The organism is Porifericola rhodea (assembly GCF_030506305.1).
GTDB lineage: Bacteria > Bacteroidota > Bacteroidia > Cytophagales > Cyclobacteriaceae > Catalinimonas > Catalinimonas rhodea.
In genome coordinates, this window is sequence record NZ_CP119421.1 from 855,111 (window position 1) to 868,490 (window position 13,380).

Sequence of the window (13,380 nt, forward strand, 5' to 3'; positions counted from 1 at the left end):
TGAGTATTCCTGTAGGGTTTACATATCGGACTTACAAAACTTATACTCCAAGAGCCCGGATTAAAGCTTTTCTGAGCATAATTACTCCCAGAATATATGATAAAAGAAAGCTAAAGTACCAGCGATTGTCATCCTGTACTGTGCTGTATAAACAGCTCATTATGAAGCACTCCTGAACTCAAAAAAAAGAGCAGGTAATACTGGTAGCAATTACCAATACACCTGCTCTAAACTAACTAGATGAAAATATTAATTTTAGCTTTTTACCACTCTACCTGAGTGTCCTTCCAGGCACGAGAAGAAGCAGACTCCAGTACTGCCTCACATACTTTCTGGGTTTCTAGGGCATCTTTAAAAGTGGGTGCACATGGCTCATTACCTTCCAGACTCTTGAAGAAATCAGCGGCCTGATGGATAAAAGAGTGCTCATACCCAATAGATGTACCAGGAATCCACCACCTTTTCATATAAGGTTGATCACTATCGGTTACTAATATGGAGCGCCACCCTCTCACTACCGAATCATCATCATGGTCAAAATACTCCAAATGATTCATGTCGTGTAGGTCCCATCGTAAAGAGGCATGCTCCCCATTAATTTCCAGCGTGTATAGAGCCTTATGCCCACGAGCATAACGGGTGGCCTCAAACAAGCCAAGGGAACCATTAGCAAAATGACAATGGAATACGCAGGCATCATCTATATTTACCTTTTGTACCTTACCACTTTCCTGATGGACTCGCTCTTTAATAAAAGTCTCTGTCATCGCTGAGACATCGGTAATGCCACCATTGAGCCACATTGCCGTGTCTATACAGTGTGCGAGAAGGTCTCCGGTTACTCCTGAGCCTGCTGTTGCGGCATCCAGGCGCCAGAGAGCCTCTCCACCCTGTGGTAACTCGGGACTGATGGTCCAGTCTTGCAGGAAGTTAGCCCGGTAATGGAAAATACGGCCCAGCTTTCCGGAGTCTACAATCTGCTTGATTAAAGTTACTGCCGGTACGCGTCGGTAATTATACCAAACTGTATTTTTGACACCCGCTTTGTTAATAGCATCTACCATACGTTGTCCTTCTTCCACGGTACGGCTAAGGGGCTTTTCGCAAAGAATCATTTTGCCAGCCTCGGCAGCAGCGATAGCGATTTCTGCATGGGTACTATTGGGCGTACAAATGTCTACAGCATCTATATCGTCACGAGCGATGAGAGCTTTCCAGTCTGTTTCATAAGACTCATAGCCCCACTGTTCTGCAAACTCCTTTATTTTATCTTCAGAGCGTGCACAAACAGCCTTAAGTACTGGCCTGTATTCCAGCTCCGGAAAAAAGTCTCCAATTCTTTTATAGGCATTTGTATGAGTGCGGGCCATCAAACCTCTACCAATCAGGCCAATTCTCAGTTCTTTCTTATTATGCATAGGTGTTGTTGTATTGATTTTTGGGGATTAATAAGCAGCCTCTTTTTCTTCCTGCTTCCAGCCATGTGCTTCTCTTACTTTAATTAACATGGCCAGAATGTCGTTCCATGTCTGTTGCTGGGTCATTACAGCATTATCAAACATACAGCCATCCCAGCAGATATGCTTAAATGCTTTGGTAAGCTCACCGTTTTCGTCTCTAAGCCAGAAGCCTGCATCTTTTACCACATCCAGCTTACCGTTAGGGTCAGTAGCCAGGCAGTGGCGACCAGTTTTATCATGAGAACCGGTACCGTGTACTGTACCATCATTTTGTGCTACATGAAAATCTATTGTCCAGGGACGCAGCGCCTGTGTAACTTTTTTCAGTGCTGCTTCCAGGGTAGCACGATCCGACCAGTCAAAATCCTGAGGGAGAATGCGGTCTTCTGGACGGTTGTAACCCAACAGATAAAGCAGAGTATGCGACATATCTGCCTGAAAACCAATATTTTTCCGGTCTACCGCTTCCAGCGTTTGCACCATTGTTTTCCAGCTATGCATACCTGCCCAGCAGATTTCACCTTCGGCAGCCAGCTTTTCACCATAGTCAGCCGCTACATCACAGGCCTCCTGAAAAGTTTTTACGATCAGCTTGTTACTGCCTTCCGGGTCTTTTGCCCAATCTTCTGGAGAACTCGCAGAGTCTATTCGTATAACGCCATAAGAGCGTACACCATGCTCGCGAAGTACTTTACCAAAATGACAGGCTTTGCGTACCATTTCTACATAGGTCTTACGATCGGCTTCGCTACCCAAAATAGGACCACCCCATACCGGAGCTACCAGGCTGCCTACCTTGAGGTTATAGCCAGCTATTTTATCCGCCAGGCTTTTAATTTCATCATCACTACTGTCAATGTTGATGTGCGGATCTAGCAACCCCAGGTCTACACCATCAAACTTAACACCATTTACTTCAGCAGCAGCGGTCATTTTGAGCATCTCATCCAATGGAATAACAGGCTCAGAGTCAGGCCCTTTACCTACGATGCCAGGCCAGGTGGCATTGTGTAGTTTAGGAAAATTGTGATCGTTCATGATTTAGGTTATTTATTAGCATGAAAAAAAGTGATTCTTTGTATTAGCTTAAAGTACCAGATCCGGGTTATTGGGCCCAAAGTGCTTAAGCATAACGATAGGATCTGTTTTAGAAGCATTGGTGATTTTAACACCCTCTTTTGCCGCGCCTTCACTTACAAAGTATTCGTCGTGCGTAAGCTCTCCGTAACGGATCAGAGCAGGTGTTTCTATGTCCCAAACACCCATTTTGCCATGCCCCTGCATCATAATCATACCGTAGGCAGCACTATCTTTAATGGTAACAGTAGCCCCTGGCATTACTGTAAGCTCTTTAGCACTAAAAGCATCTGACTTATAGCATATCCAGTTTTCAATGTAGCCTTCAGACTTCATTTCTTCTACAGGTTTTACCGGCTTGGGTGCCATAAACCTGTTCTCTTTCATATTAGGGTCTACATTTAGCTCCCAGTCCAGAACCTCAATTAGCTGATCAAAGTCACCTATTCTGTCTTTAGGTGTGCCATTCCATAGCAATTCTTCGGGGATGATAGCCTCGTTGACCAACGACTGATACATAGCAAATACGTCAGAGGCTTTTTGTGGCTCATAAGTACACATACTCCCCGGAGCATGTAACAGCCCGGGAGGCACATCCCATCCGGTACCCGGCTCCAGGCGGAAAGCCGAAGAGTAATTCGTAATTTTATTATCCCCTTTGGTAAAGTTTTCCAGACAGCGGCGCAGCTCCTCTTTGGTAGTTCCCGGAGAAATACCGAAAAAGGTGTAAGGGAAGTCTCCACCATGATTGTTGAGCTGAGGAGGAAAGTAATATGCCTCTGGCTTGCCCAGTTGCCCGATAAGCTTGGCATGCTCATCATTGTGGTGCACATGATGAGGAAGAGGCCCCATATTGTCAAAAAATTTGGAGTACATCGGCCAGCTTTCATGCTCCTTCCAGATACGATCACCTATCAGTGCACCTTTGAGCTCGCTCACTGCATCCCTCAGCAATACTTGCTTTTCTTTACTGCCATCGGTGAAAACAACGGCACTCAAACCCTCATTTTCTCCGGTGAGGGGCCCATTTTTTGCGGGTGTAGTAGACGAAAACCATCGCTCATCTATACCACCACGCTCACCACCCAGCACATAATAATCATCGGGGTGCAGTTTGATTCTACGGCCGGGCACACAGAAGGAACGGGGCACCCAGGTGGGGGCAAGCCTTAGTATTCCTTTTCCCTGATCCAGGGCATCTTTTGCCAAACTCATTTTCTCAATTGTTTCCATAAAAGTTGGTTATTTCATCTTAAGTTGTTGTCATCTAAAAATTTTTCTACTAGCTCTTTGCCTTCACGTACTTCAAAAGTTAAGGCATAAGTACGGCTATCTCCGGGCTCCAGATGGATTAGTGTATCCATCTCTCTGGCTTCGGCCTGCCCTATCGGGGGATGCGTTCCCGGCTCCAGCCCGCTTACATATTCTCCTTTGCCCCAATGCTGCCAGTTGGTAAGCCATGGCAGCTGCGATTTTTGGTAGCTTAGAGAAAGTGCCAGTTCTAGTTGTCTGTTATAAACACCACAGGTACATATGCCTTTATCATCAGCTTCCACATCTATAAAGGCAGCTTCTTCTCCTCCTCTGCTATGGCTCTCCAGCGGCGGAGGGCACTTACGAAAGTTATTATCTTCGGAGAATATGACGGTATTATCGCTTTCACGAGCCTGCCATTTTCCCTTCCAGAATATCTCTGCCCCTTCGTCTACCAGCGGCCACCCCAGGTTGACGTGGTAGAGCATCATATGCGGCGCAATACTGTTTCCTCTATTAATAACTTCGTCCTGAATGTGGATGCTGGCAGAGCCCAGTGTGCCGGAGATGGTACGTTTGAGCTCCAGATGAGGTCCAAAAACCTGACTAAGCTTCATGCTTCCGCTAATGCTCATCTCCAGCTTACCGCTAAAAGGGTCGGGTTGCACTATAGATTCAATCTGTGCAGGGGTATTGCTTACCTGATCGTGTAAACCTCTGGCACCATATACATCCTCTTCAGGCCCGCCTATGTGGGTAAGGCCACAGCTGGTGAGTAGGCCCCCTCCAAATACTTTAAGCCAGTCCAGCCCCCGCAGCTGGGTAGGCTGAGGAGGCGTAATACCCCCATAGCTTATCCATGACAGACTGTGTTGGTTATAAAAAGCATCTACAATATCCATAGCCCGATCCAGCACCACTTTATAGCGCAGGCCAGTACCTGTATTAATCCAGGCAATGCGGCTACCTCTTCCCAGGCCATTATCCAGCACAGAGGTTTCTATGCCTCCCAGTTGTGTATGATTAGATACTTTACCCTGCCAGTTTTTATATTGTAGTTGATTATCCACTTTAAAATATGACTGATTTAAAAGTTAAAAAATGAGTAGAAGTGTATCTCTATAACTTTTTAAGCCTGATGTTTCTGTACTCTACTTTCATAGGTGGGCCTACATGTACCTGAACGCCCAACAAGCCAGACATATTTCTATTTACTGTATCATTATCTGTGACTTCGCTCATTAGCACTCCGTTGACGTAGTGCTGTAGTTTATTTCCTTTAATTACCAGATGGCACTCGTTCCAGCCTTCCCGTATATGGTTTTTCAGTTCTTCATTGCCACCAATCTGCTCTTTTACTTCTGTAGGCAGCCAGGCATTTCTTTCAATATTAGCTCGTAAAGAATTAGCTTCTTCAGGGTTTTGCTGACTGTTTACAGTTGTTTTTTGTCCGCGATAGGCAAGGGTAGTACGTTTTTTCTCTTCGTAATTTTGCCCGGTATAGGTATGCTTACCATCAATATCAGCCTGGTAGCCTCTCAGGGCGTACGGCAGGGTGTCTATGCGCTCGCTACGGTAGTTGATACCACTATTGCCACTTTGAGAAATACGAAACTCCGTTTTAAATTCAAAGTCTTGCAGCTCACCTCCCTGCCAGATGATAAATGAATTATTTTCTATAAGATTGTCTGGCTTAATTTCTCCAATAAGCACACCATTTTCTGCACGCCATAGCTTAGGATCACCTTCCCAACCCTCCAGGCTATTACCATCAAAAATAGAGATGAAACCTTCATGATCTGCTTCTACTTCCTCTGTACTGTTTTCTTCTGACTGCACGCTGGTATCCTGCTCAGCTGCTGACTGGCACGAGGCCAGCCAGCAGGAGCATAAGATCATGAAACACTTAAAAATGTGATTGTGTAGCATTGGTTGTTGTATTAGTAGTGTGGCTGCCCTCCGTCTGAGAACGAACCACTGATAAGACTATTTTATGGTTGTTCTTATTCTGTTGCTTCTTCTGCCCCCTCCTTATAAATAGGGTGGTCAGGATTTCCGCCCGCCATCAGGTAGGCAATCAGGTCTCTAAGCTCATTTTCATTCATCGGGTTGATCAGGCCGGGAGGCATTACGGATACTGATGATAGCTTAGTATCTGTTACCTCATCTTTAGGCACTTCGCGGATGTGATCCGGAGCAAATGGATTCTGTGAAATGTAGTATTTCTCTTCATCCTGATCGGTAAGTCTACCCACTACTGACTGACCATTTTTAAGATAAAGTACTGTAGAAGCGTACTGGTCTGAGATAGTTTCGTTAGGCTCTACAATAGCTTCTATCATATCTTCTGCTGAGAAGCGGGTACCAAGTTGAGTCAGGTCAGGACCAATGATGCCACCTTCGCCTCGCATGCTATGGCAGGTGATACAGCGGGTAGCAGCGTACATGTTTTTACCTGTTTCAAAATTTCTATTCTCCAAACCACCGCTATCCAATACGGCCAGGGCTTCCTCCAACTTCCAGTTGTTACGTGGCCCTTCGGGTTGCGGTACATTTGCCAGGTCGCGACCGTTATTAGTGAGGAGAGAGTCGCCCGATAGTTCGTTGTAATAATCAAACTCACTTTTAGGCACATGTGACAAAGCTTCTTTACGAGCTTTGTCTATAAAGCCGATATAACTGTTACCTCCTTCAAAGTCAAAAGCCTGATAAAACCACTTAAAATAGCGTTCTCTAAGCTCTGGGGTCCAGCCAGATCTTTGTTTACTCAAAACCGTAGCATAATAAGTCTGCTGGGCAGGTGGTATATCCTTAAGCATACGAGCGATATCCAGACCATACTGAGGGTTTCTCAGGATAAGGTCCGAGCTTTCAGTAGCACCCTCAGCCTGTTCGGATGCCTTACCCTCATCTTCTTCAAGTAGGTTGAGGGTAGTTTCTATAACTTCAGGGTCGTCCAGATATACCAGTACTTTACTAAGTGTGCTGTTCAGTACTTCTTTACCGGCAGGGTAATGGGGGTTCAGGTAGCCGATCAGTTTTTGCCTGGTAGTAGCTGAAGGCATGCCCATACGAGCCAGCGTAAGCTCAACGGCACGCAACAGGTCGAGTTGCTGTAGCTCGCTCAGGCTGGTATAGTCTACTTCCATCAACTTATTAAGCATCTGATCTTTAATAGCGGGCTTGCCATGCTTGGCCAATGCTACCATACCCTGAATTTTGGTGTAGGGGTCTTCTTCATTGAGTACTTTGCTCTGCCAGTTGTTAAGCGGCTGATGCTCTACCGCTATACGTGCGGCGTAACGAACAAAGCGGTCTTCATGCTTAAGATGAGGCCAGGCAGCCTCCAGCCCTCCGGCTTTGGCTGTTTCATGATACTGCTCCAGTTCTTTTCTCAGCTGATGCGCCTCAGGCATCTCTTCATCAGCCATAGAAGCTAAAGTTACGTCAGTATTTTCTCCATCAAAATACACACGATAAAGGTCAGAGTCCAGGCGACGCCCGCCCGTCATAAAATACATTGCACCATCCGGGCCTATAACACCATCGGTAAGCGGAAGCGGCATACCGGAAAGAAACTCCTCTCTTTCGGCAGTGTAAGAAGCACCCTGCGGTTGCAGGTGTACGGCATAAATAATTCCAAAACTCCAGTCAAAAGCGAAAAGTGCATCCTGGTAGCGTGCAGGAAAGGCAGAGCTTTTGCCGTGTAGCACTCCTGTAGGTGAGCCTTGCCCTATATTAAGCACTGCGGGCAAGTTGTCGGGGTAGGCAGGTGACCACTTACCATTGCCAGTACGCCAGCCAAATTCCGCTCCGCTAGGCACGTGGCATATACGGGTAGGACGGTACCAGGGCATCCCCAGGTCCCACTCCATATCCGAGTCGTAGGTAAACATATCGCCAGCATTGTTAAAAGCCAGGTCAAAAGGATTACGGAAGCCCGCAGCTACCATTTCCCAGCGTTCTCCCAAAGAGTCTATCCTGGCGATCCAGCCACCAGGGGCCTCACGATCATTAGCATGCCCGCGGGGATCTTTGATCAGAGGAAAAAGGTTATCGTTTTGCCAAACTTTAGGAATGCGATAGGCATCCATTTCGGGCACATCGGTATGGTTACCCGCAATTACATACAGCGATTGACCATCCGGGCTGGGCACTATACTGTGTGGGCCATGCTCACCGGCTCCTTCCAGCGATTTGAGCAGTGTAATTTTATCAAACTGATCGTTGTTATTGGTATCCTGCAAACGGTAAAGCCCACTACCTTTCTCAAACTCATCGTTACTGCGGTGGTTTACCATAACGTATAGGCTATTGAAAGCCCACAATAATCCCTGAGCGTAGCCCATCTGAATAATTGAATCCGCTACTGCTTCTTCTGTTTCTATTTTAAGCTTCTCTATCTGGGGTGCCAGGGAGTCGGAGCCAATAGGAGCTAATGTCAGACGATAAAGGGCACCATACTGATCGGAGGTGATTAGTCTTCCCTGATCATCAAAAGTCATAGAAACCCAGGAGCCCATTTCGTTTTCTGAAGGGCTATACAAATGCTCCGCTTTAAAACCATCCTGAAGCTTAAGCTTTTCTATTTTAGGGTGTAGTGGCTCTTTCTCTTGCTCAGAGGTACTGTCTTGCACACTATTACAGGCAGAAGCTATCAGAGCGAAAAGCAACATTATTGCTGTAAATGTGCGTGGAAACGAATTCATAGGCTGTGTATGTCTCAATTGTGTTTTCTTAAAAGGTAATGGAATTTGTCCATAAAATCTCCTAATCAGACAGATTTCTGAAAAGGACAATTTAGCAAGAATAGCATTTGAGGGTATCCTGTACTATTATGCTTTTCTTGGGTCCGGTCTTGGGTTGGGCAAAAAAACACACTGGCTAGCCAGAGTACTTACCAGTGTGTTATAGTTAAAAGTTTTACAATTGTATTATGTTTTTAAAAGTGTGGACTCAAGTCTGCCTCGTCAGCAGGAAGGGCATAATACAAACTGATATTAGAAAATGCATTACTCCGGGGCTCAGCCTCTTCAGGATAGTAATAGTCCTGAGGGTTAGCTTTAATTCTGTTGCCATAAGCAGTGATCACCTCTATGGCACGACCCGTTCTTACCAGGTCAAACCAACGTTTATTTTCAAAGGCTAGCTCTACTCTTCTTTCCTGATAGATGGCCTCACGTAGATCGCCGCTCGCTGGCGCCAATCCGGCGCGGCTCCTTACCTGGTTAAGGTAGTCAGCAGCCTCTCCGGATTTACCCTGCTCATGTAATGCCTCTGCCAAGAACAGCAGCACTTCTGAGTAGCGGTAGATGGGCCAGTTCATACCATGATTGTTGTGCAGAGCATGAGGCTCAGCGTACTTTTTAATATAAGGGTAGACTCCATCTTTCCAGAAGCTACCCGAAATTTGTATGTAGCCGATGGAAGCCTCTTTCCTCTTATCCCCTTCTTCGTAAGCCGCAATTATATCAGGTGTAGGAATATTGTTACCTTCTCCGTTCAGGGGCTGAGGATTAGAGGTACCGGTAATTGTTACCAGCTCTTCCTGAGTGATAGGGCGAGGCATAAAACGATAAAGAAAATCTCCATTAAGCCCATCAGGGCCTTCTTTGAACTGCACTTCAAACACTGACTCTTGATTGTTTTTGTTACCGGTACTGGTAGAGAAAGCGTCAGCATACTCAGGCATCAGCTCATATTCTCCGCTGTTGACCACCTCTTTTAGCAAGGCTTCGGCCTCAGCCCATTTTTGCTGTACAATATATACGTTTGCCAGCAAGGTTTTGGCAGCTCCGGAAGTAGCTCTTCCGTCACCCTGCTGAGATTTTGGTGGCAGCAGTCTGGTAGCTTCTTCTACATCGCTGATGATCTGGGCATAGAGTTCCTCTTCAGTAGAAAGTGGTAGTGCCGCTTCTTCTCGCTCTGTTACCGGAGAAAGATGCAGTGGAGCCTGCCCAAAATAACGTACTAACTCAAAATAGGCATACCCTCTCAGAAAAAGCGCCTGACCTTTCAGGTTGTTTTTAGACTCAGCGTCAAACTCTACTTCATCTATGGCAGAAAGAATCTGATTAGTACGGGCAATGATCTGATAGTCCAGTCGGTACTGGTTGAGCACGTGGGTATTAGTGGTTACTCCACCATCGCTGGGAATAGCAAAATCAGCGATATCTTCCTGCTGCTCGGTGGCTCCAAAAAGGATATTACGAGCATAGTAAGTATTGTCGGAATGCATCTCGCCCAGTAGCCAGGCTCTGTCGTTTACAATATTCCTGAGAGGCACATAAGCTCCATTTACAGCCTGCTGAAAATCCGCTTCTGTTTTAAAAAAGGTAGCCGAACTTAAAGAGGTTTCAGGCACTATTGTCAGAAAATCATCCTGACAGCTAATTGCGCTTAAGTTCAAGAGTATAATTATGATGAATATTTTTTTCATGTTTTGCATAGCATTAGATTGTCAATGAGTGATGAGAATAGTACAGCATACTTAGAAGTTAAGGTTTACGCCTACTGTATAAGTACGAGGTACCGGATAGCCGGAGATATCTACTCCCTGGCTTAGGTTGCCACCATCGCCCTCGCCATCGGGTTGTACGCTGATCTCCGGATTTTGCCCACCCCAGTAGTCGGTAAAGATGTACGCATTCTGAATAGAGGCGTAAAGGCGTGCCGACTTAAAAATCTTCTCAATACCCTCAAAGGAGTAACCCAAGGTGACGTTTCTGATAGTAAAATAAGAGGCATCAGCTACAAAACGGCTGTTGATCCAGTCTCTTTCTATACCTGTTACATTTCCTCCCCCTACTGTAGTACCAAAGAAGCCCTTACCAGGATTTTCTGGCGAACGGAAGCGGTACTTCACTTCTCTCATCAGGTTAAATACACCGTCCAGGTTAGTGGTACTGTAGAGGTGGCGCACCAGTAGCTCATTGCCATGCGAACCAGTACCTACAATACTCAGATCAAAATTGCCATACTTGAAGTTGTTGGTAATACCGTATGTAAAATCAGGAAAAGGGCTTCCCATGATGGCACGGTCATCATTATCTCCTCCACGGGTAATTACGCCATCGCCGTTGAGGTCTAATAGCTTGATGCTACCTACTGTAGAGCGACCGGGCACCTGAGCGGAGTTGTCCAGATCCTCCTGATTCATGTACACCCCATCTGCAATATGGCCATAAAACTGACCGAAAGGCTGCCCTACCTGCGTAATGTGGAATCTACCATACACTCTATCAATACCATCTGCCAAAGATTCTACTATATTTCTGTTAAAAGAGATATTAGCATTAGTAGACCATTTGAACTTGCCCGTTGTATTACGGGTAATCAGAGCGAACTCATGCCCCCAGAATTTTATCTCACCTATGTTGTCATTAAAGTTACTAAAGCCAGATTCCTGAGGTACCTGTACGCTGTAGAGCAGATTGGTAGTACGTTTGTTATAGTAGTCGTATACAAACTGTATTCTGTCTTCAAATAGTCCTAAGTCCAGCCCTATATCAAATTGCTTGGTAGTCTCCCAACCCAGGTTGTTGTTGGCTAAAGAAGTTACTACTGCTCCCGGTGCTACTTCGTTGCCAAATGCTGCATTAACAGTATTGTTAATTAGGGCATATTGGGTATAGTTACCGATATTGTTGTTACCGGTAACTCCATAGCTGGCTCTTACTTTAGCAAATGAGACCGTGGGGATGTTCTGTAAGAAGTATTCGTCTGAAACTACCCAGCCTACTGAGGCTGATGGAAATATACCCCAGCGATTTTCTGAGCCAAATCGGGAAGAACCATCGCTACGCACTGCGGCAGTAAGCAGATATTTACCTTTATAGTTGTAAGTAAGCCTTGAAAGGTAAGACATCAGGCTCCATTCTTCTACCCCACTACCAGTACCTGAGCGGCTGATATTGATAGCACCCTGTACAGTTGGCAGACGGTCGTCAGAGTAAGTCTCTCCCCTTATACTGGTAACATCTCTACGAAACTTCTGCACGGTAAAACCTCCCAGAAGCTCAAAACTATGCTCACCTACATCTTTAGCATAGGTAGCCAGGTTTTCGTTCAGCCAGGTAAAATCTTCTACGTTCTGCCTGAAAGATACCGCCGTAGTGGGTATAGGCACATTGATAGAGTTAGTGGCTGTAGAAGGGTTAAAAAAGAAAAACTTAGAGTTATACAGCTCCGCATTAAAGGTAGATTTGAGAGTAAGCCCTTCCAGAGGCTGAAATTCTACAAAGGCATTAGAAAGCACATTTACCTCTTTGGTCTCATTGGTAATTTCCTGCGCTGCCCTTACCCAGTTGGCATAAGCAAAAATATTCCCGGTTTCAGCAGGAAACTTGTTAAATTCGGTAAGATCACCATTTTCGTCGTAGATGGGCATAATAGGCCAGGTATGCAAAGCATTAAAAAGTATGCCGGTACCACGCTCTCCGTCTGTCTTCGGTATGTTGTCTTTAATGTAAGAGGGCGCTACATTGAAGCCCAGCTTTACCTTATCTGAAACATCGTAGCGCGTGTTCATTCTCAGGGAGTACCTTTTATAATCGGTATTAAGCACTACCCCTTCCTGATCAAAAATACCAGCTACAATTGCTGTATTGACCTTTTCTTTGTTCGATGTAATGGTCAGGTTGTAGCTTTGTATGGGAGCCTTGCGGAGCAAAGCATCGTACCAATCGTTATTTTTGCCTTCAAACTGTGAGGGATCCTGAAAAATTTCCGGCACGCTCTGTCCTGCATCTTCGTAATACTCTTTTTTGAACTGCGCAAACTCTACTGCGTTCATCATCTCCAAACGACCTCTTTTGGGCACTTCCTGTATACCGGTATAGGCGGTAAAACCCACATTGGTTTGTCCTGGCACACCTCTTTTTGTGGTGATGAGCACTACCCCATTCGCAGCACGAGAACCATAAAGAGAAGTGGATGCAGCATCTTTAAGTATGCTGATATCCTGAATTTCATCTGGGTTAAGGTTACTGATATCGCCGGTGATAGGGAAGCCGTCTACCACATAGAGAGGATCACTCCCTCCAGAGACAGATAGTTGACCGCGTATTCTTACGTTCATTCCCTGCCCCGGCTTTCCGGTGGTTTGGTTGATTTGTACCCCTGCCAGTTTGCCCTGTAGCTTTTGGGTAATCTGCGATACCGGCACATCTTTAAGCTCAGTGGCATCTACCGTTTGTACTGCCCCTGTCACTTCTTTTTTAAGCTGGCTACCGTAGCCTACTACTACTATCTCTTCCAGGCTCTGCACATCTTCTACCATGGCAAGATTGATTACACTTCTTCCGTTAACAGGTACCTCCTGAGGGGTATAGCCGATAGATGAAAATACCAGCACGGCATCTGTAGACTGCACCTCTATGCTGTATTTTCCTTCTATATCTGTTACAGTACCTATAGTAGTGCCTTTCACCAATACATTTACACCAGGTAGTGCACCCCCATCGGCCTGGTCGGTTACTGTTCCGCTTACTACTGCAAAAGCTGCGTTTTCATTTTCACGCAAAATTTTATCAGCCTTTACCATAGTCAGATGTTTTGGTGGCGCTTCTTCTGTCTGGAGGTACTCCTG

8 protein-coding genes are annotated in these 13,380 nt (G+C 45.7%); all 8 read right to left on the bottom strand.

Features of this window, described 5'->3' with window-relative positions; genetic code table 11:
- Nucleotides 1-263: 263 nt before the first annotated feature.
- The 8 genes from PZB74_RS03695 to PZB74_RS03730 all read right to left on the bottom strand — a co-directional run bounded on the left by PZB74_RS03695 (nucleotide 264) and on the right by PZB74_RS03730 (nucleotide 13,335).
- On the bottom strand, nucleotides 264-1,418 hold the full coding sequence (locus PZB74_RS03695) for a Gfo/Idh/MocA family protein (RefSeq protein ID WP_302240884.1): 1,155 nt from the start codon (nucleotides 1,416-1,418) through the stop codon (nucleotides 264-266).
- Between the two features lie 27 nt (nucleotides 1,419-1,445).
- Nucleotides 1,446-2,498 (bottom strand): sugar phosphate isomerase/epimerase family protein, encoded by a 1,053-nt coding sequence (locus tag PZB74_RS03700; protein WP_302240885.1) that lies wholly within the window; start codon nucleotides 2,496-2,498, stop codon nucleotides 1,446-1,448.
- Between the two features lie 48 nt (nucleotides 2,499-2,546).
- A complete protein-coding gene (locus tag PZB74_RS03705) occupies nucleotides 2,547-3,770 on the bottom strand; it encodes a class I mannose-6-phosphate isomerase (protein ID WP_302240886.1) in 1,224 nt (407 codons plus the stop codon).
- 14 nt (nucleotides 3,771-3,784) lie between these two features.
- Nucleotides 3,785-4,861, bottom strand: a complete 1,077-nt coding sequence (locus PZB74_RS03710; protein ID WP_302240888.1) for an aldose 1-epimerase family protein — start codon at nucleotides 4,859-4,861, stop codon at nucleotides 3,785-3,787.
- Nucleotides 4,862-4,910: 49 nt separating this feature from the next.
- Nucleotides 4,911-5,690 (bottom strand): 3-keto-disaccharide hydrolase, encoded by a 780-nt coding sequence (locus PZB74_RS03715; RefSeq protein ID WP_302240889.1) that lies wholly within the window; start codon nucleotides 5,688-5,690, stop codon nucleotides 4,911-4,913.
- Nucleotides 5,691-5,794: 104 nt separating this feature from the next.
- A complete protein-coding gene (locus PZB74_RS03720; RefSeq protein WP_302240891.1) occupies nucleotides 5,795-8,500 on the bottom strand; it encodes a c-type cytochrome in 2,706 nt (901 codons plus the stop codon).
- 233 nt (nucleotides 8,501-8,733) lie between these two features.
- A complete protein-coding gene (locus PZB74_RS03725) occupies nucleotides 8,734-10,230 on the bottom strand; it encodes a RagB/SusD family nutrient uptake outer membrane protein (protein ID WP_302240892.1) in 1,497 nt (498 codons plus the stop codon).
- 51 nt (nucleotides 10,231-10,281) lie between these two features.
- Nucleotides 10,282-13,335 carry a SusC/RagA family TonB-linked outer membrane protein gene (locus tag PZB74_RS03730; protein WP_302242745.1) on the bottom strand — a complete coding sequence of 1,018 codons (3,054 nt, stop codon included), beginning with the start codon at nucleotides 13,333-13,335 and terminating at the stop codon, nucleotides 10,282-10,284.
- Nucleotides 13,336-13,380: the final 45 nt, after the last annotated feature.

Coding starts and splice junctions, on each gene's coding strand:
- PZB74_RS03695 (WP_302240884.1), bottom strand. CDS start 1,418: ATGCATAATAAGAAAGAACTGAGAATTGGCCTGATTGGTAGAGGTTTG.
- PZB74_RS03700 (WP_302240885.1), bottom strand. CDS start 2,498: ATGAACGATCACAATTTTCCTAAACTACACAATGCCACCTGGCCTGGC.
- PZB74_RS03705 (WP_302240886.1), bottom strand. CDS start 3,770: ATGGAAACAATTGAGAAAATGAGTTTGGCAAAAGATGCCCTGGATCAG.
- PZB74_RS03715 (WP_302240889.1), bottom strand. CDS start 5,690: ATGATCTTATGCTCCTGCTGGCTGGCCTCGTGCCAGTCAGCAGCTGAG.
- PZB74_RS03720 (WP_302240891.1), bottom strand. CDS start 8,500: ATGAATTCGTTTCCACGCACATTTACAGCAATAATGTTGCTTTTCGCT.
- PZB74_RS03725 (WP_302240892.1), bottom strand. CDS start 10,230: ATGAAAAAAATATTCATCATAATTATACTCTTGAACTTAAGCGCAATT.
- PZB74_RS03730 (WP_302242745.1), bottom strand. CDS start 13,335: ATGGTAAAGGCTGATAAAATTTTGCGTGAAAATGAAAACGCAGCTTTT.